The following is a 24,844-nucleotide window of genomic DNA, read 5'->3' on the forward strand; positions in this document are numbered from 1 at the left end:
GGCGGCCCGGTGAGCAGGTACGACGTCACCGACGAACAGTGGGAGGGGCTCGCGCAGGTGGTCCCCCTGCGCAGCCGCAACGAATGGCCGTCCCGGGTGGACCACCGCACCATCCCCACCGCGCCCGGCGCGTCGGCGGCGGAGCAGCGGCGCTTCGTGGTGATCCGGGTTCAGATCTTCGCGGACGCGCGGGAGGTGGCGGAGTACCTGATCGCGCAGATCCCGGTGCTGCTCGACCTCACCGGGGCCGACAGCGAAGTGGCCAAGCGGATCCTGGACTTCAGCAGTGGTGTGGTCTTCGGACTCGGCAGCGGAATGCACCGGGTGGACCGGAACGTCTTCCTGCTGGCGCCCGTCGGGACCGAGGTCGAGGGGATCGCGGCCGCGGCCGTCCCCCGATCGTAGGAAGGTCGCCGCGACGTAACGGTTCGCCGGGCCCCCGCGGGGTCCGGCGGCCCGTACCGTCCGCCGCATGGACGCCACCCTCCCTGCGGCCCGCCCGGCTGCGCTCCCTGCCGGTCTTCCCGTCGCTCTCCCTGCCGCTCTCCCTGCAGGGCTCCCCGCCGCTGCCTCCGCCGCCCTGTCCGCCGCCGTCTCGGCCGAGTTGCCCGCGGTCGTCCCGGCCGGGGTCCCCGCCGCCCGTCCCACCACCGGGTTAGCCGGCGACGGCCATCCGGCCGTGCCCGCGCGGACCGTACCCGCGCAGGCCGTACGGCTGCACCGGCCCGGGATCACCGAACTGCGGCTGTCCGCCTTCGGACCGCACCGCGGCGCCGCCATCGCGCTCGGCCCCGTCACCCTCCTCGCCGGGCCGAGCGGCAGCGGCAAGTCCCAGGCCCTGGCCGCCTACGGGGCCCTCGCCGCGCTCGGTTCCGGAGCCACCCTCGAGGAGGCCTTCCCCGAGCCGCGCGCCCGCATCCCCGACCAGGCCGTGCCCGACGCCGACCGGCGGCGCGGCTTCCGTATCGGCTGCACCGTCGACGGCCCGGCCGGACCGGTCCGCCTCGACCTCGCCGTCCAAGCCGAGCCCACGCTGCGCATCGTGGGCGAACGCCTCTCGCAGCCGGGGCAGATCCTGCTCGCCACCGCGCTGCGCGACCCCGGCCGGCGCTCCGTGCAGGGCGCCTGGCTGACCGGCGGCGCCATCGGCGTCACCCGGGCCCCGCTGCCGGACGACCGGCTCGGCACCGCCCTGCTCCCGCTCCGCGTGGCCGGTGCCACGGCCGGCCAGCGCCAGGTCCTGGCCGCCGCCGAGCAGGTGGTGGTCGCGCTGCGCTCGGTGTTCCCGTGCGACCCCCGGCCCGGGCGGATGCGCGCGCCGGTCCCGCCGGGGGAGGGCCGGCTGCTCGGCGACTGCGCCAACCTGGCCGACGTACTGCGCCGGACCCGCCATGAATGCGGCACCCGGCACGCGCTGCTGGCCGAGGCCGCCCGCACCGGCTGCGCGGGACCCGTCGCCGGGCTGGACGTACGGGCTCCCGCCGGCGGCCCGGTCACGGCGGTACTGGACCGCGGCCCCGACCGGCCCGCCACGGAGCTGGCCCGCCTCGGCGCGGGCGAACTGCGCTTCCTCGCGCTGGCGCTGGTCCTGCTGACCGGCCCGGGCGTGCTCGCCATGGATCCGGCCGCCGAACTGCTCTCCGCGCAGCAGGCCCTGACGGTGCTCGCCGACGGCTTCGACCGCGGCCTGGACCGGCGCCAGAGCGCCGAACTGCTCCGCCTGGCCCTGTTGTCGGGCGGGCGCGGCCATGTCCGGCTGGTGGCGGCGGCCGGGGAGGAGACCGCGGCGGCCGCGCGGCTCCTGCCGGGTGTCACGGTGGTAGACCTTTGATTCCTCCCCGGCCCGAAGGCCGGGGCCCCTGGGAGAAATCGGTGATCCATGAGCGAAGCCAAGGACGCGAACGACGAGCACGACACGAACGACACCGGGGAGAGCCGCGTACCGCGCCGCGAGCGGCTGGACCTGCTGCAGCGCAGGCTCGCCGAATTCGCCGCGGCGCGCGGCTGGGAGCCGTACCACACGCCCAAGAACCTCGCGGTGGCGCTGAGCGTGGAGGCGGCCGAACTGGTCGAGATCTTCCAGTGGCTGACGCCGGAACAGTCGGCGAAGGTCATGGAGAAGCCGGAGACGGCCCACCGCGTGGCCGATGAGGTGGCCGACGTACTGGCGTATCTGCTGCAGTTCTGTGAGGTTCTCGGGGTGGATGTGCTGGATGCGCTCGCCGCGAAGATCGAGAGGAACGAGCTCCGCTTCCCGGTGGCGGGTGCACCGGCACCGAATCGTCACTCTTCGGAGTGATGGACTCCCTCACAATCACATTTGTGTCCACATTTTCCGAATACCCCTGGCTTTACTGACTCATTGCCCTCACTCTGGGTAGTGGTGAGAAGGTGGGATGTCGTGCGGACGGGGGACGGCATATGGATGCGGTACGGCTCATCGCGGCCGGCCGGCACGCGCTGGCACAGAGTGGGGCTGCGTGGGACATCGTGGGCGAGGCCTGGCAGGCCCAGGCGCTCGCACAGGGCGTAGGGAGCTATCTGGCGGTCACCGGGCCGCCGGAGATGAGAGCGGAGGCACGGGGACTGGGGGAAGCGGGAGGCAGAGGCTGCGGGGTGATCGACCGGGCGGCCCTGCGCGGAGAGGGCAGTGCGCCCGACTATCCGCCGCGGGCCGCGCAGTTGACGGCGGTGTCGGACGTCCGCCAAGCGCTGCTCGGACTCCAGGCACTGCTCGGCGAAGTGGGCATAGCCCTGGTCGGGGTGGCCTGCGGGACGGACGAGGAGACCCTGTACTGGCAGTGCATAGAGTCGATCGACGCGGCTGACGAGTCGAGCGACCGGGTGCGGGCGATCCTGCGCCGCATGGCGGTGCGAGAGCGGGGATCCGCCTCGGGCGTGGCCTGAGGCGGCGTGGCCTGAGGCGGCGAGGTCGCGAGGCGGCGAGGTGTCACACGGGTCCCGCCGCGCCCGACGGGACCCGCACGGTCAGAGCGACCGGTAGGACGGGCGCTCGCCCTCGGGAGCGGGCGTGCCCGGGGCGCGGTCGGTGGAGGCCTGGAGGTCGGCGTCGAGCTGCGACAGGTCGGCGTTCAGCGCCGCCATCAGCTCTTCCATCTGCTGCAGCAGGCCCTTCGGTGCGCCGCCCCCGGCGGGAACCGGGGACTCCTGGCATGCGTCGTCGTGTGCTGCCTGTCCGGACTGTCCGGTCTGTCGGGGGGTCTCCGGCACGACCTCGTGGGACATGGCGGCCTCCTCGGCCCTGGCCCTTCCGGGGCGGAAGGGCGCGGTGGACGCACCGGCGATGCTGCCGCCGGCGCGCGGGCCGGGCGGTCCGGCTCCGTCCGAGCCAACGATCCCTTTCCGGGGTGGTCACTGGCGGCGTCCGGGGTGGACCGTCCGGTTGACGCAGATTCACCCGGCAGGGGTGGGACGGGCAGGATGGGGGGCATGGATCTTCGCATTTTCACCGAACCCCAGCAGGGCGCGAGCTACGACACCCTCCTGACCGTCGCCAAGGCCACCGAGGACCTGGGCTTCGATGCGTTCTTCCGCTCCGACCACTATCTGAAAATGGGCACGGCCGACGGCCTGCCCGGGCCCACCGACGCCTGGATCACCCTCGCGGGCCTGGCCCGCGAGACCCGGCGGATCCGGCTGGGCACCCTGATGACGGCCGGCACCTTCCGGCTGCCCGGCGTGCTCGCCATCCAGGTCGCCCAGGTCGACCAGATGTCCGGCGGCCGGATCGAACTGGGCCTGGGCGCAGGCTGGTTCGAGGAGGAGCACAAGGCGTACGGAATCCCCTTCCCGGCCGAGCGGATGGCCCGGCTGGAGGAGCAGCTGGCCATCGTCACCGGCCTGTGGGCCACCGAGACCGGCGCCACCTTCGACTACGCGGGCAGCCACTACCAGGTGGAGAACTCGCCCGCGCTGCCCAAGCCCGCCCAGGCCAAGGTGCCCGTGCTCATCGGCGGCCACGGGGCGCGGCGGACCCCGCGCCTCGCCGCCCGGTACGCCGACGAGTTCAACATGCCCTTCGCCTCCCTCGCCGACAGCGAGCGGCAGTTCCGGCGGGTCCGGGAGGCCGCCGAGGAAGCCGGGCGCAAGGCCGACGACCTCGTCTACTCCAACGCCCTCGTGGTCTGCGCCGGCAAGGACGACGCCGAGGTCGCCCGCCGGGCCGCCGCCATCGGCCGGGACGTGGACGAACTCAAGGCCAACGGCCTGGCCGGCTCCCCGGCCGAGATCGTGGAGAAGATCGGGACCTACGGCGCCATCGGCTCCTCCCGCGTCTACCTCCAGCTGCTCGACCTCGACGACCTGGACCACCTGGAGCTGATCTCCTCCCAGGTCCTGACCCAGCTCGGCTGACGGGGGCCCAGCAGCGATGCCACGCGCGTACGGCCCGCTCGCCGAAGCCCTCGCCCAGCGGACCGTGCTCCTGGACGGCGGGCTGAGCAACCAGCTCGCCGCCCAGGGCTGCGACCTGTCCGGCGGCCTGTGGACGGGCCGGGTGCTCGACGAGCGGCCCGACCAGGTGGAGGCCGCCCACACGGCGTACGCGCGGGCCGGCGCCGAGGTGCTGATCACCGCGAGCTACCAGATCGGCCCCGGCCACCCCCGCGCCGCCGACCTGCTGCACCGCAGCGTCGCCCTCGCCGCCCGCGTCGCCGACGCAGCCGACCACGAGGTGTGGGTGGCCGCCTCCGTGGGCCCGTACGGGGCGGTGCTCGCGGACGGCTCCGAATACCGCGGCCGGTACGGCCTGAGCGTGCGCGAACTCGCCGCCTTCCACCGCCCCCGCATCGAGGCCCTGCTCGCCGCCGGCCCGGACGTGCTCGCCCTGGAGACCGTCCCCGACCCCGACGAGGCGGAGGCCCTGCTCACCGTCCTCGCGGAGACGGGCGCCCCGACCTGGCTGAGCTACACCGTCGCCGGCGGCCGCACCCGCTCCGGCGCACCCCTCGCCGAGGCCTTCGCCCTCGCGGCGGCCGCCCCGCAGGTCATCGCGGTCGGCGTCAACTGCTGTGACCCGGCGCAGGTCCTGCCCGCCCTCGAAGCGGCCGCCGCCACCACCCGCACGCCGCTCCTGGCCTACCCCAACGACGGCTCCGTCTGGGAGGCCGCCACCGCGACCTGGCACGCCCCCCGGACCCAGCCCTCCTGGCCCACCACCGCCTGGCACCGTACGGGCGCCCGCCTCCTCGGCGGCTGCTGCCGCGTCGGCCCCGACCGGATCGCCGCCCTCCGCCGGAAAATGGGGGGCATCGAAGAGCGGTGACCAGCAACAATCGGTCGTGTGTTCCTGACGATCTCCACCACCGGCTCCCCTGAACGACCCGCTACCGACCTGGGCTACCTGCTGCACAAGCATCCCGGGAAGACGCAGGCGTTCTCCACCTCCCACGGCACCGCCCACGTGTTCTACCCCGAGGCCACCGCGCAGCGGTGCACGGCGGCCCTGATGCTGGAGGTGGATCCCGTCGCGCTCGTGCGGCGCGGACAGGGCAAGGGCCGGGGCGGAGCGCCCGACGCCGCGCTCGCGCAGTACGTCAACGACCGGCCGTACGCGGCCTCCTCGCTGCTCGCCGTCGCGCTCAGCGGGGTGTTCCGCAGTGCGCTCAAGGGCCAGTGCGCCGCCCGCCCGGAGCTGCCGGAGCAGGCACGGCCGCTGCGCGTCGAGATTCCGGCGCTGCCCGCGCGCGGCGGGACGGAGCTCGTGCACCGGCTGTTCGACCCGCTCGGCTGGGACCTCGTACGGGCCGAGCCCGTACCGCTCGACGAGCGGTTCCCCGAGTGGGGGGACTCCCGGTACGTACGGCTCGTCCTGGAGGGCGAGCTCCGGCTCGCCGACGCCCTGCGCCAGCTGTACGTCCTGCTGCCCGTGCTCGACGACGCCAAGCACTACTGGATCGCCCCCGACGAGGTCGACAAGCTGCTCCGTGCCGGAGACGGCTGGCTGGCCGCGCACCCCGAGAACGGTCTGATCAGCTCCCGCTACCTGGCCCGCCACAAGCGGCTGACCCAGGACGCCCTCGAGCGCCTGGAGCTGGTCCGCCTCGCGGAGGCCGACGGCACCGAGGTCGAGGAGCTCGACAACGCCGTCGACGAGTCTCGCGATACGGAAGAGCGGCCGGTGCCGCTCGCCGTGCAGCGGCGGGACGCGATCCTCGCCGCCCTGCGCGGCGCGGGCGCCCAGCGGGTGCTGGACCTCGGCTGCGGGCAGGGGCAGTTGGTCCAGGCGCTGCTCAAGGATCCGGCATACTCCGAGATCGTCGGCATGGACGTGTCCGTGCGGGCCCTGAACCTCGCGGCCAAGCGGCTGCGGCTGGAGCGGATGGGGGAGCGGCAGAGCACGCGCGTCCGGCTGCTCCAGGGCTCGCTCGCCTACACCGACAAGCGGCTGGCCGGCTACGACGCGGCCGTGCTCAGCGAGGTCATCGAGCACCTGGACCCGGAGCGGCTGCCCGTGCTGGAGTACGCGGTGTTCGGTTCGGCCCGCCCGCGGACCGTCCTCGTCACCACGCCGAACGTCGAGTACAACGTCCGCTGGGAGTCCCTGCCCGCCGGGCACGTCCGGCACGGCGACCACCGCTTCGAGTGGACCCGCGAGGAGTTCCGCGCCTGGGCCGGATCCGTCGCCGAACGGCACGGGTACGGCGTCGATTTCGTCCCGGTCGGGGAAGACGACCCCGAGGTCGGGCCGCCGACCCAGATGGCCGTCTTCACCCAGACCGACACCGCCACCGCCACCGACACCCCGAAGGAGGGTGAGGCAGCATGACCACCGCGACCGAGACCGGGACCCACCGCGTCCTTCCCGTCACCGATCTGTCCCTCGTCGTCCTGATCGGGGCGACCGGCTCGGGCAAGTCCACCTTCGCCCGCAAGCACTTCAAGCCGACCGAGGTCATCTCCTCCGACTACTGCCGCGGGCTCGTCTCCGACGACGAGAACGACCAGAGCGCCAGCCGGGACGCCTTCGAGGTCCTGCACTTCATCGCCGGCAAGCGGCTGGCCGCGGGCCGGCTCACCGTCGTCGACGCGACCAGCGTCCAGGCCGACGCCCGCCGCGGCCTGGTCCAGCTCGCCCGCGAGCACGACGTCCTGCCCATCGCCATCGTCCTCGACCTGCCCGAAGAGGTCTGCGCCGAGCGCAACGCGGCCCGCCCCGACCGGGCCGGGCTGCCGCGCGCGGTCATCCAGCGCCACCGACGCGATCTGCGGCGTTCGCTGCGCGGACTGGAGCGCGAGGGCTTCCGCAAGGTGCACGTGCTGCGTTCCGTCGAAGAGGCGGAGGCCGCCGAGGTCGTCCTGGAGAAGCGCTTCAACGACCTCACCCACCTCACCGGCCCCTTCGACATCATCGGTGACATCCACGGCTGCTCCTCCGAGCTGGAGACCCTGCTCGCCAAGCTCGGGTACGAGGACGGGGTCCACCCCGGGGGGCGCACCGCGGTCTTCGTCGGCGACCTCGTCGACCGCGGCCCGGACAGCCCCGGCGTCCTGCGCCGCGTGATGGGCATGGTCAGGTCCGGCAACGCCCTCTGCGTGCCCGGGAACCACGAGAACAAGCTCGGCCGTTACCTGAAGGGCTCCAAGGTCCAGCGGACCCACGGCCTCGCCGAGACCATCGAGCAGCTGGAGGGGGAGCCGGAGGAGTTCGTCCAGGAGGTACGGGAGTTCATCCGCGGCCTCGTCAGCCACTACGTGCTCGACGGCGGCAGGCTGGTGGTCTGCCACGCGGGGCTGCCCGAGAAGTACCACGGCCGCACCTCCGGCCGGGTCCGCTCGCACGCCCTGTACGGGGACACCACCGGCGAGACCGACGAGTTCGGCCTGCCCGTGCGCTACCCGTGGGCCGAGGACTACCGCGGCAAGGCGGCCGTGGTCTACGGCCACACCCCGGTCCCGACCACCGCCTGGATCAACAACACCATCTGCCTCGACACCGGAGCCGTCTTCGGCGGGAAGATGACCGCCCTGCGCTGGCCCGAGCGCGAACTGGTCGACGTACCGGCCGAGAAGGTCTGGTACGAGCCGGTCAAGCCGCTCGCCGCCGAGGCGCCGGGCGGAGTCGACGGCCGTCCGCTGGACCTGGCCGACGTGCACGGGCGCCGGATCGTGGAGACCCGCCACCTGGGCAACGTCACCGTGCGCGAGGAGAACGCGGCCGCGGCCCTGGAGGTCATGAGCCGCTTCGCGGTCGACCCGCGGCTGGTCCCGTACCTGCCGCCGACCATGGCGCCCACGGCGACCTCCACAGAGGACGGCTGTCTGGAGCACCCGGCCGAGGCCTTCGCCCAGTACCGCAAGGACGGCATCGCCCAGGTGGTGTGCGAGGAGAAGCACATGGGCTCCCGCGCCACCGTCCTGGTCTGCAAGGACGCCGGCGCCGCCCGCGAGCGCTTCGGCGTGGACGGACCGACCGGGTCCGTCTACACCCGTACCGGGCGGCCCTTCTTCAAGGACCCGGAGGCCACCGAGGAGGTCCTCAAGCGGCTGCGCTCGGCGGTCACCGACGCCGGCCTGTGGGAGGAACTCGGCACGGACTGGCTGCTGATCGACGGCGAGCTGCTGCCCTGGTCCCTGAAGTCCGGCGGCCTGCTGCGCAACCAGTACGCCGCCGTGGGCGCGGCCTCCGGCGCCGTCTTCCCGGACGCGATCGCCGCCCTGGAGGCGGCCGCCGCACGGGGCATCGACACCGGCGAGCTGCTGGAGCGCCAGCGCGGCCGGGCCGCCGACGCGGCCGCCTTCACCGAGGCGTACCGGCGCTACTGCTGGACCACGGACGGGCTGGACGGCGTACGGTTCGCGCCGTTCCAGCTGCTGGCCGCGGCCGGGCGGTCGCTGGCCGCCGTACCCCACGACGAGCAGCTGTTCTGGCTGGACCGGCTGGTCGCCGCGGACGAGGCGGCGGGCACCGGGCTGCTGCGCCGCACCGGCCGGATCCTGGTGGACACCGCGGACGAGGACTCCGTACGGGCGGGCACCGACTGGTGGCTGGAGCTGACGGCCGCCGGGGGCGAGGGCATGGTCGTCAAGCCGCTCCAGGCGTACGCCCGGGACGGCAAGGGCCGCCTGGTCCAGCCCGGGGTCAAGGTCCGCGGACGCGAGTACCTGCGGATCATCTACGGTCCGGAGTACACCCGCCCCGACCACCTGGAGCGGCTGCGCGAGCGCTTCCTCGGCCACAAGCGCTCGCTGGCCCTGCGCGAGTACGCGCTCGGGCTGGAGGCGCTGGACCGGCTGGCGGCCGGCGAGCCGCTGTGGCGGGTCCACGAGGCCGTCTTCGCGGTGCTCGCCCTCGAGTCGGAGCCGGTCGACCCCCGCCTCTGACACCGCCCGGGGCGACCCGGCCGGGTGCACGCGCGTAAAGCGGAGGCCCCCGTACGGCCGCGAATTAGGTCGTATGGGGGAACTTTCGCGGAGAACGCCGGGAAAACCACCGGCGGGATCGTTCATCCAGGGAGCGGACTGTCCGCGACCCTGGAAGGACGGAACATCACCTATGAAGATGACCGCGCGCGGAAGCTTTGCGGCGCTCTTGACCTGTATGGCGGCGGCCGGAGCGGCCACCCCGGCCGTGGCCGGCTCGGTCCCGGTCGGAGTCCCGCTGGAGGCCGTGGAGACCACGCTGGGCGTGGACACCCCCCGCGTGGCCACCGGGGTGCCGGTGCCGGTCGCCGGAGCGCCCGAGGCGCCCCGCTTCCACTCGGGGGACATGCTCCCGACCCCACTGCTCCCCGCGGTCCCGATCGCCACCGAGCTCGGCAACACCCTCATCACGTCCCCGGTGCCGAACCTGCTGGGCGAGCCGTCGACGGACGGCGAGGGCTCCCTGGAGGCGCCGGCCACCACCATGCGCGCCCGGACCCCCGGTGCGGTCCTCGGCCTTCCGCTGACGATGCCGGACGCCTCCAACTCCGGGCTGCCGAACCTGACCATGCCCAAGCTGGGCGTGGTCGGCCCGGAGCTCGTCGGCGCCCCGTCGGCACTTCTCGGCCTCGGCACCCCTCGCTGAGCGGACGCCACGTCAAAAAGCCGTCCGGTCTGGGAACGTGTACGCCATGGGATTCCATGTCGACTCCGAGACCGGGCGGCTTCGCCGCGTCATCCTCCACCGGCCCGACCTGGAGCTGAAGCGGCTCACACCGAGCAACAAGGACGCGCTCCTGTTCGACGACGTGCTGTGGGTGCGCCGGGCCCGTCAGGAGCACGACGGTTTCGCGGACGTGCTGCGCGACCGGGGCGTGGCGGTGCACCTCTTCGGCGACCTGCTGTGCGAGGCCCTCGACATCCCGGAGGCACGACACCTCGTCCTGGACCGGGTGTTCGACGAGAAGGAGTACGGGCCGCTCGCCACCGACCACCTCAGAGCGGTCTTCGACGGGCTGAGCTCGGCCGAGCTGGCGGAGGCGCTGGTCGGCGGGATGACGAAGCGGGAGTTCCTGGAGCGGCACGCCGAGCCGGTGTCGGTGCGCTTCCACGCCATGGAACTGGACGACTTCCTGCTGGGGCCGCTGCCCAACCACCTGTTCACCCGGGACACCTCCGCGTGGATCTACGACGGGGTGTCCATCAACGCGATGCGCTGGCCGGCGCGGCAGCGGGAGACCGTCCACTTCGAGGCGATCTACAAGCACCACCCGCTCTTCACCTCCTCGGGCGCCTTCCACTACTGGTCGCAGGGGCAGGCCGACTACCCCTCGACCATCGAGGGCGGTGACGTGCTGGTGATCGGGAACGGCGCGGTGCTCATCGGGATGAGCGAGCGGACCACCCCGCAGGCGGTGGAGATGCTGGCGCGGGGCCTGTTCGCCGCCGGGTCGGCGACCAGCATCGTGGCCCTCGACATGCCGAAGCGACGGGCGTTCATGCACCTGGACACGGTGATGACGATGGTCGACGGAGATACGTTCACTCAGTACGCGGGGCTCGGCATGCTCCGCTCCTACACGATCGAGCCGGGCGCCGGGGCGCACGAGCTGAAGGTGACCGACCACGCGCCGGAGCACATGCACCGGGCCATCGCGGCGGCGCTCGGGCTGGACGCGATCCGGGTGCTGACGGCGACGCAGGACGTGCACTCGGCGGAGCGCGAGCAGTGGGACGACGGCTGCAACGTGCTGGCCGTCGAACCGGGGGTGGTGGTCGCGTACGAGCGGAACGTGACGACCAACACCCACCTGCGCAAGGAGGGCATCGAGGTCATCGAGATCCCGGGCAGCGAACTGGGCCGGGGCCGTGGCGGGCCGCGCTGCATGAGCTGTCCGGTGGAGCGGGATGCCGTGGCCTGAGCGGGGCGGGTCGGGCCGGGGCGCGGAAGGCGGATCGGGCGGGGGCCGGCGGCGGAGGAGTGAGGTGCCGCTCACTTCCGTATATCAATACGGAGCATCGTATAGACTTCCAGTCATCATCCCCTGTCACCGTGACGCTGGAGCGACCCCATGGCCACCGACCTCGCCGGCCGCAGTTTTCTCAAGGAGCTCGACTTCACCGCCGCCGAGTTCCGCGGCCTGATCGAGCTCGCCGCCGCACTCAAGGCGGCCAAGAAGGCCGGAGTCGAGCAGCCCCTGCTCCAGGGCCGGAACATCGCGCTGATCTTCGAGAAGACCTCGACGCGCACCCGCTGCGCCTTCGAGGTCGCCGCGGCCGACCAGGGCGCCCGGACGACCTACCTGGACCCCGCCGGCTCGCAGATGGGGCACAAGGAGTCGGTCAAGGACACCGCGCGGGTGCTGGGCCGGATGTTCGACGGGATCGAGTACCGGGGCGACAGCCAGGAAGCGGTCGAGGAGCTCGCGGCCCACGCCGGGGTCCCCGTCTTCAACGGCCTGACCGACGACTGGCACCCCACCCAGATGCTGGCCGACGTCCTCACCATGACCGAGCACTGCGCCAAGCCGCTGGACCGGATCTCCTTCGCCTACCTCGGTGACGCCCGCTTCAACATGGGCAACTCCTACCTGGTGACCGGCGCCCTGCTGGGCATGGACGTACGGATCGTCGCGCCGAAGGCCTACTGGCCGGCCGAGCCCGTGGTGGCCGCGGCGCGCGAGCTCGCGGCGCGGAGCGGCGCCCGGATCACCCTGACCGAGGAGATCGCCGAGGGCGTGGCCCAGGCCGACTTCGTGGTGACCGACATCTGGGTCTCCATGGGCGAGCCCAAGGAGGTCTGGGACGAGCGGATCGGGGCGCTGTCCCCGTACGCGGTGACCATGGACGTGCTGCGGGCCACCGGCAATCCGGACGTGAAGTTCATGCACTGCCTGCCGGCCTTCCACGACCTGGGGACCAAGGTGGCCCGGGAGATCCACGAGCGGCACGGGCTGGAATCGCTGGAGGTGACGGACGAGGTGTTCGAGTCCGCGCACTCCGTCGTCTTCGACGAGGCCGAGAACCGGCTGCACACCATCAAGGCCGTGCTCGTCGCGACGCTCGCGAAGCCGGGCGCGGGATCTGGCGCATAGTCATACGCGCGCCGGCAGGGTGAACCACACGGCCTTGCCCTGCGCGGTGGGCCGGTGCCCGCAGGCCGAGCTCAGGGTGCGGATCAGCAGCAGTCCGCGGCCGTGCTCCTGCCAGGGGTCGGGGTGGGCGCCGCCCGGGCGGGCCGCCAGGTTGCCGGGCGGCTGCGGATCGCCGTCGTGGACCTCCACCTGGCAGCCGCCCGCCAGCAGTTCCACGACCAGCTCGATGGGGGCGCCCGGACGGGTGTGCTCGACGGCGTTCGCGACCAGCTCCGCGGTCAGCAGCTCCGCCGTGTCCCTGTCCGCGGGCGCGTGGACGTCGGCCAGCGCGGTACGGACGAGGGCGCGGGCCAGGGGAACGGCGGCCGCCGTGTGGGGCAGGGCGATCCGCCAGGCGGGCGCGTCGGGCACGGCGGTCCCTCGATCCGTGGGGCGTAAGGGGGCGGGAGGTGGACGCAGCGGGAAATCCTGGTTTCAACCATACGAAGTCGAATTGCGACCCAGTAGGGCACCCCGGCGGAACCGCAGGGGACCAGGGCGTCGAGCGGAGGGGCCCTTCGCCTCGTGTGGCGGACCGTCCGGACGAATATGTCGCGTTTCTGTGACGGCAGTCACGATCCGGTGATACCGTCGATCGTGTGAGCCCCTTCACCGGTTCCACAGAAGCGACCGAACGGTGGCGCCACCTGCGGGTGACCCGGCAGGACGGCGTGGCCACCGTCACCCTCGACCGCCCGGAGAAACTGAACGCGCTGACCTTCGGCGCCTACGCCGACCTTCGCGACCTGCTGGCCGAACTGTCCCGTGAGCGGTCCGTACGCGCCCTCGTGCTCGGCGGCGAGGGACGCGGCTTCTGCTCCGGCGGCGACGTGGACGAGATCATCGGCGCCACCCTCGCCATGGACACCGCCCAGCTCCTCGACTTCAACCGGATGACCGGCCAGGTCGTCCGCGCGATCCGCGAATGCCCCTTCCCGGTGATCGCCGCCGTGCACGGGGTGGCCGCCGGAGCCGGAGCCGTCCTGGCGCTCGCCGCCGACTTCCGCATCGCCGACCCCACCGCCCGCTTCGCGTTCCTCTTCACCCGCGTCGGACTCTCCGGCGGGGACATGGGCGCCGCCTACCTGCTGCCCCGCGTCGTGGGCCTCGGCCACGCCACCCGGCTGCTGATGCTCGGAGAGCCCGTACGGGCCCCCGAGGCCGAACGCATCGGCCTGCTCAGCGAGCTCACCGAGGAGGGCAAGGCCCACGTACGGGCCGCCGAACTCGCCGCGCACCTCGCCGCCGGACCCGCCCTCGCCTACGCGCAGACCAAGGCCCTGCTCACCGCCGAGCTCGACATGCCCCTGGCCGCGTCCGTGGAACTGGACGCCAGCACCCAGGCCCTGCTGATGACCGGGCACGACTACGCGGAGTTCCACGCGGCCTTCACGGAGAAGCGGCCGCCGCGCTTCTCCAAGGCGCAGTGGAAGGGCAGGTAGCCGCATGTCCGCGGACGCCATGCGGGTCGCCGTCGTCGGCGGCGGACCGGGCGGGCTGTACGCCGCCGCGCTGCTGGCCCGCCAGGGCCACCGCGTCGAGGTCTGGGAACGCAACGCGCCGGACGACACGTTCGGCTTCGGCGTGGTCCTCTCCGACGAGACCCTCGGCGGGATCGAGCAGGCCGATTCCATGGTGTACGCGGCCCTGAGCGCGGAGTTCGTGCGCTGGGACGACGTGGACATCGTGCACCGCGGACGGCTGCTGGCCTCCGGCGGCCACGGTTTCGCGGCCCTCGGGCGGCGCAGGCTGCTGGAGATCCTGCACGAGCGCTGCGCCGGGCTGGGCGTCCGGCTCCGCTTCCGCGCCGAGGCCCCCGACGCCTTCGCCCTGGCCGGCTCGCACGACCTGGTGGTCGCGGCGGACGGGGTGCACAGCGCGACCCGGCAGGCCGGAGCCGGCCGCTTCGCGCCGACCGTGACCGGCGGGCGCTGCCGCTACGTCTGGCTCGCCGCCGACTTCGCCTTCGACGCCTTCCGCTTCGAGATCGCGGAGACCGAGCACGGCGTGATGCAGCTCCACGCCTATCCGTTCGCGGCGGACGCCTCCACCGTCATCGTCGAGATGCGCGAAGAGGTCTGGCGGGCGGCCGGCTTCGACCTGTGCGACGAGGACGAGTCGGCGGCCCGCTGCGCCAAGATCTTCAGCGAGGCCCTGCGCGGGCGCCCGCTGCACGGCAACCGCTCCGCCTGGACCCAGTTCCGTACCGTCGTCAACGAGCGCTGGTCGCACGGAAACGTGGTCCTGCTCGGCGACGCCGCCCACACCGCGCACTTCTCCATCGGCTCCGGCACCAAACTGGCCGTCGAGGACGCCCTCGCCCTCGCCGAGGCGGTCCGCGCCGAACCGGACGTACCGGCCGCGCTCGCGGCGTACGAGGCGGCGCGGCGGCCGGCGGTCGCCAGCACCCAGCGGGCCGCGGCGGCCAGCATGCGCTGGTTCGAGGAGATCGCCGGCTACACCGGCCAGCCCGCCCGGCAGTTCGCCTTCAACCTGCTCACGCGCAGCCGCCGGGTCACCCACGACAACCTGCGCCTGCGCGACGAACGGTTCACACGGTCCGTGGAACGGGACTTCGGCTGCCCCGACGAGCGGACCCCGCCGATGTTCACCCCCTTCACCCTGCGCGGGCTGACCTTGCGCAACCGGGTCGTCGTCTCGCCCATGGACATGTACGCGGCCCGGGACGGCGTACCCGGCGACTTCCACCTGGTGCACCTCGGCGCGCGGGCCCTCGGCGGGGCCGCCCTGGTCATGACGGAGATGGTGTGCGTCAGCGCCGAGGGCCGGATCACCCCCGGCTGCACCGGCCTCTACACCCGGGAACAGGCCGCCGCCTGGCAGCGGATCACCGACTTCGTCCACACCTCGGCGCCCGGCACCGCGCTCGGCGTCCAGCTGGGGCACTCGGGCCGCAAGGGCTCCACCCGCCTGATGTGGGAGGGGATGGACGACCCCCTCCCGGAAGGCAACTGGCCGCTCGTGGCCGCCTCCGAACTGCCCTACCGGCCGGGCGTCTCCGCGGTCCCCCGCGCCCTGACGCACGCGGACATGGCAGCCGTCCGCTCGGAGTTCGCGGCCGCCGCGGTCCGCGCCGCCGACAGCGGTTTCGACCTGCTCGAACTGCACTGCGCCCACGGCTACCTGCTCTCCGGGTTCCTCTCACCGCTGACCAACCACCGCACGGACGCCTACGGCGGCAGCCTGGAGAACCGGCTGCGCTTCCCGCTGGAGGTCTTCGACGCGGTCCGCGCCGTATGGCCCGAGGACCGGCCGATGACGGTCCGCCTCTCGGCCACCGACTGGGCGCCGGGCGGCACCTCCCCCGAGGAGGCCGTGGAGATCGCGGCCGCCTTCGCCGCCCGCGGCGCGGACGCCATCGACGTCTCGACCGGCCAGGTCGTCGCGGACGAGGCCCCCGAGTACGGGCGCTCGTACCAGACCCCGTACGCCGACCGGATCCGCAACGCGCTGGGCGTCCCCGTCATCGCCGTGGGCGCCATCTCCTCCTGGGACGACGTGAACTCCCTGCTCCTGGCCGGGCGCGCGGACCTGTGCGCCGTCGGCCGGCCCCACCTCTACGACCCCCACTGGACCCTGCACGCGGCCGCCGACCAGTCCTACGAAGGCCCGGCCGCGCCCTGGCCGCTGCCCTACCGGGCGGGCAGCCGCAAGCCCCCGACGGGCCGCGGCTGAAGCCCCCCGCTATGCCGGGACGAACTCGGCGCGGTCCTCGACGGGGGTGTAGCCCAGGCGCAGGTAGATGCCGTTGCTCGTCGGGTTGGCCAGGTCCGTGAAGAGCAGGACCTCCGAGGCGCCCGCCGCGTACGCCGCTTCGCTCGCCGCGTGCGTGACCCCGGCGGCGTAGCCGCGGCCGCGGAGCTCGGGCGGGGTGTAGACCGGGCCGACGCGGGCGGCCGAACCGATCGGGCGGGAGAAGGACGCCAGCGAGACGGGGACCCCGGCGTGCTCCCAGAGCAGGAAGCCGCCGTAGGAGATCCGGTCACGCAGCGCGGCCTCGGACGCGGGACCCGGCAGCCCCAACTCCTCGTCGAAGGCCGTGATCCACTCCCGCAGCAGCGGAAGTTCCGCACCGGTGGCGCGCCGGGCCCGCCCGGCCGGAGCGGGATCCGGCGCGACGAGCCCGCCCAGCCGGTAGAGCCGGGTCTCCTCGGCCACGCGGGTGGGCCGGCCCCAGGCCCGCGCCAGTACCTCCGCGTCGGGGCGGCGGGCGTTGAAGCCGTGGAGCCCGGCGAGCAGCGGCTCGGCGGAGAGCGCGTCCGCCAGCGCCCCGACCGCCTCCGCGGGCAGCGCACCGAGCTGGAGGGGGTAGGGCGGGGTGCACAGCAGGCCGGCGGCGACCGTGCCGTCGGGTTCGGTCCACCAGCCGAAGAAGGGGTCTGCCGGGCCGTAGGCATGGGATCCGCGCCGTTCCAGCGCGTCGGCCACGGTCAGCAGGAGGGTGTTGGACACGGGCTGCGCGGCCACGGCCGGGCCCGCCGCGGCCAGATAGGCGGCAAGGTCTGAGGTGAAGGTCCAGGTCATGGCACATCCTGGCGCGGCGCCGGACCCCCGCGCACCCGCATTTCCCGCGGGCTACGGCGAGGCGCGGCCGGTCACGGCTGCGCGAACCGGGCGCCCGCGTCCCGCAGCCGGGCGTGGAGCTCGGCGAACACGGCCGCCGCGCGGTCGCCCGGCCAGTCCGCCGGGAGCAGTTCGGGCGGCAGGCCCGGGTCGGCGTACGGCAGGCGGCGCCAGCTGTCCAGGGCGAGGAGGTAGCCGCGGTAGGCCTCCTCCGGCGTCGGCTCGGGGCCCGACCGCAGGGCGCGCAGGGCGGGTTCGTGCAGGTCGAGGAACTCCTCGTGCTGCTTGGCCAGGGCCGTCAGGTCCCACCAGCGGGCCACGGCCTCGGCGGTCGGGGCGAAGCCGAGGTGCGCGCCGCGGAAGAGTTCCACGTACGGGGTCAGGTGCAGCCGCTCCAGCGTGTGCCCCGTCTCCCCGTACAGCCGGGCCGGGGCGATCCACACGCCCGGCGCCACCGACCCGAAGCCGAGCCGGGACAGCCGGGAGCGCAGCAGGTGCCGCTTGTGCCGCTCCTGCTCCGGGACGGAGAACACGGCCACCAGCCAGTCCTCCGCCGCCCCTGCCCCGGCGGCGGGGCTCCCGTAGATCCGGCGGTCGCCGTCGTCCAGCAGCTGCCGCGCCTCCGCGGAGAGCTCGTACGCCGCCGAACCGTCCGCCGCGCGCGCGGGCAGCAGGAAGCCGCGCCGCTTCAGCCGGGACACCGACGAGCGGACCGACGGGGCGTCCATGCCGGCCGCGCCCAGCAGGCGGATCAGCGCGGACACCGGGACCGGGCCCTCGAAGGCCCGCCCGTAGGCTCCGTAGAACGTGACGATCAGAGATCGCGGAGTGTGCTGCTCGACCACGGCTTCACTCTAGATCCCTCAGCCTGAACCGTTGCAGCTTGCCCGTGGCGGTCCGGGGGAGAGCGGGCAGGAAGACGAAGGAGCGCGGGCACTTGTGGGGGGCCAGTTCGGTCCGCATGAAGGCGCGCAGGTCCTCCTCCGTGAGCACCGCGCCCTCACGCGTGACGGTGTACGCCACGACGACCTGCCCGCGTCGCTCGTCCGGGCGGCCCACCACCGCGGCCTCCACCACGTCCGGGTGGCGCAGCAGGGCCTCCTCCACCTCGGGGCCCGCGATGTTGTACCCGGCAGAGATGATCATGTCGTCGGCGCGGGCGACGTAGCGGAAGTAGCCCTCCGGATCGCGTACGTAGGTGTCACCGGTCAGGTTCCAGCCGTCCCGTACGTACTCCCCCTGCCGCGGATCGGCCAGGTAGCGGCAGCCGACCGGGCCGCGCACGGCCAGCAGGCCCGGCTCGTTGTCGGCGACCGGGCGGCCGGAGCGGTCCACCACCCGGGCCTGCCAGCCGGGCACCACCCGGCCGGTGGTACCCGGCCGGATGTCCTCGTCGGCGGCGGAGATGAAGATGTGCAGCAGCTCCGTGGCCCCGATGCCGTTGATGATCCGCAGGCCGGTGCGCTCGTACCAGGCCCGCCAGGTCGCGGCGGGCAGGTTCTCCCCGGCCGAGACGCAGCGGCGCAGCGCGGAGAGGTCGTACGCGCCCACGTCGTACGGGCCCAGCGCGTCCAGCATCGTCCGGTACGCGGTGGGCGCCGTGAACAGCACCGTCACCCGGTGCTCGGCGAGCGCGGGCAGCAGGTGGCGCGGGCCCGCCTCCTCGAGCAGCAGCGCGGACGCCCCGGCCCGCAGCGGGAAGACCACCAGCCCGCCGAGGCCGAACGTGAACCCGAGCGGCGGGCTGCCCGCGAAGACGTCGTCCGGGCGGGGGCGCAGCACGCCGCGGGAGAAGGTGTCGGCGACGGAGAGCACGTCGCGGTGGAAATGCATGCACCCCTTGGGCCGTCCGGTGGTTCCGGAGGTGAAGGCGATCAGGGCGACGTCGTCGGCGGAGGTCGCGACGGCGGGGAACGGCCGGCCGTCGTGCCCTTCGGCCAGGCGCAGCAGATCGTCCGGTGCCTCGCCCCCGTACGCGGTGATCCGCAGCCCCGGCACCTCGGCCTTGGCCAGGTCGTCCAGTACGCCCACGTGGCACAGGGCGTGCCGCACCCGGGCCATCGCGCAGACCGTGGCGAGCTCCTGGGCGCGCTGCTGCGGCAGTACGGTGACCGCCACCGCGCCCGCCTTGACCACCGCGAGCCAGCAGGCGGCGAGCCAGGGGCCGGTCGGTCCGCGCAGGAGCACCCGGTTGCCGGGGACGACGCCGAGGTCGACCGTGAGCACGTGGGCGATGCGGTCCACGCGCTCGCGCAGTCCGCCGTACGTCCACACCTCGCCCGCGGCGCTGCGGAAGGCCGGCCGGTCGCCGCCCTGCTCCCCGAACCGGGCGATGGTGGCGTCGAGCAGCTCGGCCGCGCAGTTCAGGCGGTCCGGGTAGGCCAGTTCGGGCAGTTCGAAGAGGAGTTCCGGCCAGGTGTCCGGTGGTGGCAGGTGGTCGCGCGCAAAGGTGTCGGCGTGAGCGGAAGGCTTGAGATCCAAGGCGGGTTCGCCCCCTTGAGACGGTCCCGGGCGGGTGGAGCCGGCCGTGCGGGCTTCCCCAGCCACCGCTGGGAGGTACCCCCGTCGCAGCGTATCGTGATGGTGACGGCAGTCAACAGGACGCGATAGAAGCGGGGATGTTCCGATGAACGGATTCGCGCTCGGGGCGGACCAGGAGGAGTGGTGCGGGCAGTTGCGCGCACTGGCGGCCGAACGGCTGAGGCCGCTCGCCGAGAAGGGGGAGCCGGGCCGGGTCAACCGGCCGCTGCTCGCGGCGCTGGGGGAGCTGGGCCTGCTGGAGCGGGTGTTCGCCTCGGGGGCGCTGGAACTGTGCCTGCTTCGGGAGTCGCTCGCCTACGGCTGCACGGAGGCCGAGACGGCGCTCGCCCTCCAGGGGCTGGGGGCGTACCCGGTGCTGCGGGCGGGCAGCGCGGTGCAGCGCGAGCGCTGGCTGCCGCAGGTGCGTGCCGGGCGGGCGGTGGCGGCCTTCGCGCTGAGCGAGCCGGGAGCGGGCTCGGACGCGGCGGCGCTGGCGCTGGCCGCGGCCCCCGATTCCGCCGCCTCCGGCGGGGGCTGGCGGCTCAGCGGCGAGAAGTGCTGGATCTCCAACGCCCCGGAGGCGGACTTCTACACGGTGTTCGCCCGGACGGGGGAAGGGCCGGGGGCCAAGGGGGTGTCGGCCTTCCTGGTCCCCGCGGACCGCCCCGGGCTCACCGGCGAACCGCTCGACATGCTGTCCCCGCACCCCATCGGCTCGCTGGCCTTCGACGGTGTCCCGGTCGGCCGCGAGGACCTGCTCGGTGAGCCCGGGCAGGGCTTCCGGGTGGCGATGGACACGCTGAACCTGTTCCGGCCGAGCGTCGGGGCGTTCGCGGTGGGCATGGCCCGGGCGGCGCTCGACGCGACGCTCGCGCACACGGCGGACCGGGCCGCGTTCGGGGGACGGCTGAGCGACCTCCAGGCGGTGGCGCACCGGGTGGCCGAGATGGCCACCCGTACGGAGGCCGCGCGGCTGCTGGTGTATGCGGCGGCCGGTGCCTATGACGGAGGGTCGGCGGACGTTCCGCGCCGCGCGGCCATGGCGAAACTCCTGGCCACGGAGACCGCCCAGTACGTGGTGGACCACGCGGTCCAGCTGCACGGCGCGGTCGCCCTGCGGCGGGGGCACCTGCTGGAGCACCTCTACCGGGAGGTGCGGGCGCCCAGGATCTACGAGGGGGCCAGCGAGGTGCAGCGCACGATCATCGCGAAGGAGCTGTACCGGGGGGTGGGTGCGCGATGAGCCTCGAGCGGATCAACCCGGCGGAGCTGTCGCCGCCGACCGGCTTCTCCCACGCGGTGGCGGCGACCGGTTCCCGGCTGGTGTTCCTGGCCGGCCAGACGGCGCTGGACGGGTCGGGGAAGGTGGTGGGGGAGACGCTGCCGGAGCAGTTCGAGCGGGCCCTGGCCAACTTGCTGACGGCACTCGCGGAGTCCGGCGGAGCCCCGGCCCACCTGGCCCGCGTCACCGTCTACGCGGTGGACGTGGCGGCGTACCGGGGCTGCGCCGGGGAACTCGGCCGGATCTGGCGGCGGTTGGCCGGCCGCGACTACCCGGCGATGGCCGTCATCGGCGTGACCCGCCTCTGGGACGACCAGGCGCTGATCGAACTCGACGGCGTGGCCGTCCTCCCGTAGCCGCGAAGCCCCGCCGCGCCGGGAGGGGACCGCCTCCGCGCGGCGGCGGCCCCGTCGGCTAGCCGCGGGCTTGGCGGCGGCGGTACTCGTCCGTGGGGACGCCGCCCACGCCCCAGTCCTCGAGGGCGACCTCGTCGATGAGGACGAAGGTGGTCGCCGGGTCCTTGTCGAGGACCTTGACCAGCAGGTCGGTGACACCGGCGATGATCTCGGCCTTCTGGGCGGCGGTGGCGCCCTCACGGGTGATCTTGACGTTGACGTACGGCATGGCGGAAGTCCTTCCGGGGGAGGGGGGTGGGGAGCGGTCAGGAGCGGCCGGTGACGTGGCCGCCGTCCACGCGCAGGGCGTGGCCCGTCACGAAGCCGGCGCCCGCGAGGTACAGCACCGCCTCGGCGATCTCGGAGGCCTCCCCGACCCGGTTGAGGAGGGCGAGCCCGCCGAAGGCGTCCACGTCGGCGCCCTCGTGCAGGGGGGTGCGGATGATGCCGGGCGAGACGAGGTTGACGCGGATGCCGTCGGCCGCCAGCTCGGCGGCCAGGCTCGTGGTCAGCCCGTGCACACCGGCCTTGCTGACCACCGGCGCGCTGGCCGGGAAGCCGGCCAGCCCGTGGTCCACCAGGACGGTGCCGATGTTGACGATGCTGCCGCCCTCGCCCTGCGCGCGCAGCGCCCGCACCACGGCCTGGGTGGTGAGGTACGTGCCCTTGAGGTTGCCCGTCAGGAAGCCGTCGAGTTCGGCCTCGGTGACCTCGGTGAAGGGCTTGGAGGCGAAGGTGCCGGCGTTGTTGACCAGGACGTCGAGGCGGCCGAAGCGCTCCAGCGCCGTACGCACGAGGGCCTCGCCGGTCTCCCGCTCGGCGATGCTGCCCGCGACCCACGCGGTGCGCTCCGGATGGCCGAGGCCGGCGGCGGCCTTGGCGAGGCGGTCGGCGTCGCGGCCGTTCAGGACGACGTTCGCGCCGGTCGCCAGGAAGGCCCGGGCGATGTCCAGGCCGATGCCGCTGGAGGATCCGGTGATGAGAGCAGTGGTCATGGCGGGTGCCTTTCGGGGCGGATCGCCGGACTGGTCCGTCCGGCTGACACCTCAGAACCTATGAACCCTCAACCCATAACACCACGACGTAGATTGGAGCGTGTGATAATCCCAGGTTATGGATGTGGATCTGCGTGACCTGGAGCTCCTCGACGCCACCGCCGAGGCAGGCTCCCTGACGGCCGCCGCCGAGCGGCTGTACGTCAGCCAGCCGGCCCTCAGCCAGCGGCTCACCCGGCTGGAGGCCCGCCTCGGCATGCAGCTCTTCGACCGCAAGGGCCGCCGCCTGGTGCCCAACGCGGCGGGCCGCCGGCTGCTGGTCGCCGCCCGCCAGATCCTCGGCGAACTGGAGTCGGCCTCCCGAGACCTGCGGGAGATCCGCGACGGGCGCGGCCGGCGGGTCCGCTTCACCGCGCAGTGCAGCACCACCTTCCCGTGGCTGCCGCCCGTGCTGCGCGCCTTCCGCGCGCGGGAGCCGGACATCGACGTGCGCATCGAGGCCGTCGCCGACGACGCCCCGATCCCGGCGCTGCTCGCCGACCTGGTCGACGTCGCGCTGGTCACCAAGCCGGACCTGCAGATGGACCGGGTGTCCCTGACCAAGCTGTTCGACGACGAGATGATGGCCGTGGTGCCCGCCGCACACCCGTGGGCCTCCCTCGGGCACCTGACCGCGCGTGATTTCGACGGCGCCGACCTGGTCCTCTACGACGGCTACGACCAGAACCGCATCCCGTCGATGCCCCTGCCGATCCCGGCCGGGGCCCGGCCGGGCCGGATCACCACCATGCCGGTGGTGACCGACCTGGTGATCGAGATGGTGGCGGGCGGCCAGGGCGTGACCGTGCTCCCCAACTGGGTGGCCGCCCCGTACGTCTCCTCGCACGGCCTCGCGCTGGTCCGCATCGGCGAGGAGCCGCTGACCCGCACCTGGTTCTGCGCCACCCGGACCGGCCCGCGCCCGCCCCACCTCGAGGCCTTCGTCGAGGAACTCACCACCCTCCTCACCGCCCCGATCAGCAGCTAGGTCGTCTCTTTCGGATCTTGCCGGGCGGCGTGGATCAGGCAAGATCCGGAAGAGACGGCCTAGGCGGTCAACTCCGGCTCAGCCCTCCAGCAGGCGGCCCATCCACTCCTCGATCCCCGCCACCGTGCGCGGCAGGGCGCCCGACATCAGGCGGGCGCCGTCCGCCGTGATGACCAGGTCGTCCTCGACGCGCACCCCGATGCCGCGCAGTTCCGGCGGGAGGGTCTCGTCGTCCGGCTGGAGGTACAGGCCCGGTTCCACCGTCAGGACCTGGCCCTCCTCCAGGACCCCTGCCAGGTAGGTCTCCGCGCGCGCCTTCGCGCAGTCGTGGACGTCCAGGCCCAGCATGTGCCCACTGCTGCACAGCGTGTACCGCCGGTGCAGGTCGCCCTGCGCGTCCTTCAGGACGCCCCACTCCGCCAGACCCTCCGCGATCACCCGCATCCCGGCCCGGTGGAAGTCCCCGAAGCTCGCCCCGGGGCGCAGCGCGGCGATGCCCGCCTCCTGGGCCGCCAGGACCAGTTCGTACACCTGCCGCTGGACGGAGGTGAAACGGCCCGACAGGGGGAGGGTGCGGGTGATGTCCGCCGTGTACAGGGTGTCCGTCTCCACGCCCGCGTCCAGGAGCAGCAGTTCGTCCCCGTTCAGCCGGCCGTCGTTGCGGATCCAGTGCAGGGTGCACGCGTGCGCGCCCGCCGCGGCGATCGTCTCGTACCCCGTGCCGTTGCCCTCGGCCCGGGCGCGCAGGTCGAAGACCCCCTCGATCCACCGCTCCCCGCGCGGGTGCGCCAGGGCGCGCGGCAGTGCCCGTACGACGTCTTCGAAGCCCGCCGCCGTGTGGTCGACCGCCAGCTGGAGCTGCTCGACCTCCCACGCGTCCTTCACCAGACGCAACTCCGAGAGCGCCGCGGCCAGTTCGGCGTCGGTGGACGCGTCGCGGCCGGCCGGGGAGCCCAGCTGGTCCAGGTGCGCGCAGCGGATGCCGGTGAGGCGCTCCGCCTCCGCCAGGTCCGGGCGGCGGCCCACCCAGAACTCCCCGTACCGGCGGTCGCGGAAGAACTCCTCGCTGCCGTCACCGCGCGGCGAGCGCGGCCGCAGGTACAGCACCGCCTCGTGCGCGTGCGGGCCCGAGGGTTCCATGACCAGGACGTGGCCCGCCTGGTCCTCGCCCGTCAGGCCGGTCAGCCAGGCGTACGCGCTGTGCGGGCGGAAGCGGTAGTCGCAGTCGTTGGAGCGGACCTTCAGCCCGCCCGCCGGGATGATCAGCCGTTCGCCCGGGAAGCGGGCCGAGAGCCGCGCCCGGCGGGCCGGGGTGACGGCGTGACCGGGGACGCGGTCGGAGCCGGGCAGCGGGGACGCGGCCCAACGGCCCGCCATGAAACGGGACAACTCCGGGGATACCGGCAGGTCGTGGCTGCCCGTGTGGAGGCGGGACGGAGTGTCGGTCACGGGGTCTCCCTCAAGAAGGCGCGAACTGATGGGCGCACAGGTCTTGTCAGTGCAATTTCACATTACTATGTTACAGC

24 protein-coding genes are annotated in these 24,844 nt (G+C 73.6%); 16 read left to right on the forward strand and 8 right to left on the reverse strand.

The genetic code is table 11. The annotated features are described in order from the left end of the window. The first annotated feature begins 9 nt into the window (after positions 1–9). From ACIPUC_RS23830 to ACIPUC_RS23845, 4 genes are all read left to right on the forward strand, one after another. Positions 10–405: a cell division protein SepF gene (locus ACIPUC_RS23830; RefSeq protein WP_030012729.1), complete on the forward strand. Its 396-nt coding sequence runs from the start codon at positions 10–12 to the stop codon at positions 403–405. A gap of 67 nt (positions 406–472) precedes the next feature. Next, a complete protein-coding gene (locus tag ACIPUC_RS23835) occupies positions 473–1,831 on the forward strand; it encodes an ATP-binding protein (RefSeq protein WP_446591985.1) in 1,359 nt (452 codons plus the stop codon). A gap of 48 nt (positions 1,832–1,879) precedes the next feature. Beyond that, a complete protein-coding gene (locus ACIPUC_RS23840) occupies positions 1,880–2,299 on the forward strand; it encodes a nucleotide pyrophosphohydrolase (protein WP_446591986.1) in 420 nt (139 codons plus the stop codon). A gap of 122 nt (positions 2,300–2,421) precedes the next feature. Beyond that, on the forward strand, positions 2,422–2,907 hold the full coding sequence (locus ACIPUC_RS23845; protein ID WP_446591987.1) for a DUF6099 family protein: 486 nt from the start codon (positions 2,422–2,424) through the stop codon (positions 2,905–2,907). Between the two features lie 81 nt (positions 2,908–2,988). Here the strand turns inward: ACIPUC_RS23845 and ACIPUC_RS23850 are convergent, their stop codons facing one another. Then, complete coding sequence (locus tag ACIPUC_RS23850) at positions 2,989–3,246, reverse strand: hypothetical protein (protein WP_446591988.1); 258 nt, start codon at positions 3,244–3,246, stop codon at positions 2,989–2,991. Between the two features lie 204 nt (positions 3,247–3,450). Here ACIPUC_RS23850 and ACIPUC_RS23855 point away from each other — a divergent pair, with 204 nt between their 5' ends. The 7 genes from ACIPUC_RS23855 (at position 3,451) to argF (ending at position 12,476) form a co-directional block, all read left to right on the forward strand. Next, positions 3,451–4,374 carry an LLM class F420-dependent oxidoreductase gene (locus tag ACIPUC_RS23855; RefSeq protein WP_446591989.1) on the forward strand — a complete coding sequence of 308 codons (924 nt, stop codon included), beginning with the start codon at positions 3,451–3,453 and terminating at the stop codon, positions 4,372–4,374. A gap of 16 nt (positions 4,375–4,390) precedes the next feature. Further along, entirely contained in the window at positions 4,391–5,284 is an 894-nt protein-coding gene (mmuM, locus tag ACIPUC_RS23860) for a homocysteine S-methyltransferase (RefSeq protein WP_446591990.1), read from the forward strand. Positions 5,285–5,302: 18 nt separating this feature from the next. Further along, a complete protein-coding gene (locus tag ACIPUC_RS23865; RefSeq protein ID WP_446591991.1) occupies positions 5,303–6,787 on the forward strand; it encodes a 3' terminal RNA ribose 2'-O-methyltransferase Hen1 in 1,485 nt (494 codons plus the stop codon). Beyond that, positions 6,784–9,342 (forward strand): polynucleotide kinase-phosphatase, encoded by a 2,559-nt coding sequence (locus ACIPUC_RS23870; protein WP_446591992.1) that lies wholly within the window; start codon positions 6,784–6,786, stop codon positions 9,340–9,342. The genes ACIPUC_RS23865 and ACIPUC_RS23870 overlap by 4 nt, the downstream gene beginning before the upstream one ends. A 172-nt stretch (positions 9,343–9,514) precedes the next feature. Next, positions 9,515–10,027 (forward strand): hypothetical protein, encoded by a 513-nt coding sequence (locus ACIPUC_RS23875; protein ID WP_446591993.1) that lies wholly within the window; start codon positions 9,515–9,517, stop codon positions 10,025–10,027. Between the two features lie 46 nt (positions 10,028–10,073). Then, the gene (locus tag ACIPUC_RS23880; protein WP_446591995.1) at positions 10,074–11,303 is read left to right on the forward strand and encodes an arginine deiminase; all 1,230 of its coding nucleotides are present in this window, start codon (positions 10,074–10,076) and stop codon (positions 11,301–11,303) included. Between the two features lie 150 nt (positions 11,304–11,453). Continuing rightward, positions 11,454–12,476, forward strand: a complete 1,023-nt coding sequence (argF, locus tag ACIPUC_RS23885; protein ID WP_446591996.1) for an ornithine carbamoyltransferase — start codon at positions 11,454–11,456, stop codon at positions 12,474–12,476. On the opposite strand, the gene ACIPUC_RS23890 is transcribed toward argF, so the two are convergent. After that, positions 12,477–12,887, reverse strand: a complete 411-nt coding sequence (locus ACIPUC_RS23890; protein WP_446591998.1) for an ATP-binding protein — start codon at positions 12,885–12,887, stop codon at positions 12,477–12,479. 227 nt (positions 12,888–13,114) lie between these two features. Here ACIPUC_RS23890 and ACIPUC_RS23895 point away from each other — a divergent pair, with 227 nt between their 5' ends. Both ACIPUC_RS23895 and ACIPUC_RS23900 read left to right on the forward strand, forming a co-directional pair. Beyond that, the gene (locus ACIPUC_RS23895) at positions 13,115–13,957 is read left to right on the forward strand and encodes an enoyl-CoA hydratase family protein (protein ID WP_446591999.1); all 843 of its coding nucleotides are present in this window, start codon (positions 13,115–13,117) and stop codon (positions 13,955–13,957) included. Positions 13,958–13,961: 4 nt separating this feature from the next. Further along, the gene (locus tag ACIPUC_RS23900) at positions 13,962–16,211 is read left to right on the forward strand and encodes a bifunctional salicylyl-CoA 5-hydroxylase/oxidoreductase (protein WP_446592001.1); all 2,250 of its coding nucleotides are present in this window, start codon (positions 13,962–13,964) and stop codon (positions 16,209–16,211) included. A 9-nt stretch (positions 16,212–16,220) separates the two neighbouring features. Here the strand turns inward: ACIPUC_RS23900 and ACIPUC_RS23905 are convergent, their stop codons facing one another. From ACIPUC_RS23905 to ACIPUC_RS23915, 3 genes are all read right to left on the reverse strand, one after another. Then, positions 16,221–17,060 (reverse strand): GNAT family N-acetyltransferase, encoded by an 840-nt coding sequence (locus tag ACIPUC_RS23905; RefSeq protein ID WP_446592002.1) that lies wholly within the window; start codon positions 17,058–17,060, stop codon positions 16,221–16,223. A gap of 71 nt (positions 17,061–17,131) precedes the next feature. Then, complete coding sequence (locus tag ACIPUC_RS23910) at positions 17,132–17,944, reverse strand: PaaX family transcriptional regulator (protein WP_446592003.1); 813 nt, start codon at positions 17,942–17,944, stop codon at positions 17,132–17,134. 4 nt (positions 17,945–17,948) lie between these two features. Then, on the reverse strand, positions 17,949–19,580 hold the full coding sequence (locus ACIPUC_RS23915; protein WP_446592004.1) for an AMP-binding protein: 1,632 nt from the start codon (positions 19,578–19,580) through the stop codon (positions 17,949–17,951). Positions 19,581–19,725: 145 nt separating this feature from the next. Here ACIPUC_RS23915 and ACIPUC_RS23920 point away from each other — a divergent pair, with 145 nt between their 5' ends. Both ACIPUC_RS23920 and ACIPUC_RS23925 read left to right on the forward strand, forming a co-directional pair. After that, a complete protein-coding gene (locus tag ACIPUC_RS23920; protein WP_446592005.1) occupies positions 19,726–20,862 on the forward strand; it encodes an acyl-CoA dehydrogenase family protein in 1,137 nt (378 codons plus the stop codon). Next, positions 20,859–21,257, forward strand: a complete 399-nt coding sequence (locus tag ACIPUC_RS23925; RefSeq protein ID WP_446592006.1) for a RidA family protein — start codon at positions 20,859–20,861, stop codon at positions 21,255–21,257. Before ACIPUC_RS23920 ends, ACIPUC_RS23925 begins: the two co-directional genes overlap by 4 nt. Positions 21,258–21,315: 58 nt before the next feature. Here the strand turns inward: ACIPUC_RS23925 and ACIPUC_RS23930 are convergent, their stop codons facing one another. Beyond that, positions 21,316–21,525: a tautomerase family protein gene (locus ACIPUC_RS23930; protein WP_362739440.1), complete on the reverse strand. Its 210-nt coding sequence runs from the start codon at positions 21,523–21,525 to the stop codon at positions 21,316–21,318. 37 nt (positions 21,526–21,562) lie between these two features. Next, complete coding sequence (locus tag ACIPUC_RS23935) at positions 21,563–22,291, reverse strand: SDR family NAD(P)-dependent oxidoreductase (RefSeq protein ID WP_446592008.1); 729 nt, start codon at positions 22,289–22,291, stop codon at positions 21,563–21,565. A 118-nt stretch (positions 22,292–22,409) separates the two neighbouring features. Here ACIPUC_RS23935 and ACIPUC_RS23940 point away from each other — a divergent pair, with 118 nt between their 5' ends. After that, entirely contained in the window at positions 22,410–23,318 is a 909-nt protein-coding gene (locus tag ACIPUC_RS23940; RefSeq protein ID WP_446592009.1) for a LysR family transcriptional regulator, read from the forward strand. 78 nt (positions 23,319–23,396) lie between these two features. Here the strand turns inward: ACIPUC_RS23940 and ACIPUC_RS23945 are convergent, their stop codons facing one another. Next, complete coding sequence (locus ACIPUC_RS23945; protein ID WP_446592010.1) at positions 23,397–24,767, reverse strand: aminopeptidase P family protein; 1,371 nt, start codon at positions 24,765–24,767, stop codon at positions 23,397–23,399. Positions 24,768–24,844 lie beyond the last annotated feature (77 nt).

The sequence above is a fragment of the Streptomyces sp. LARHCF249 genome, from assembly GCF_052871255.1.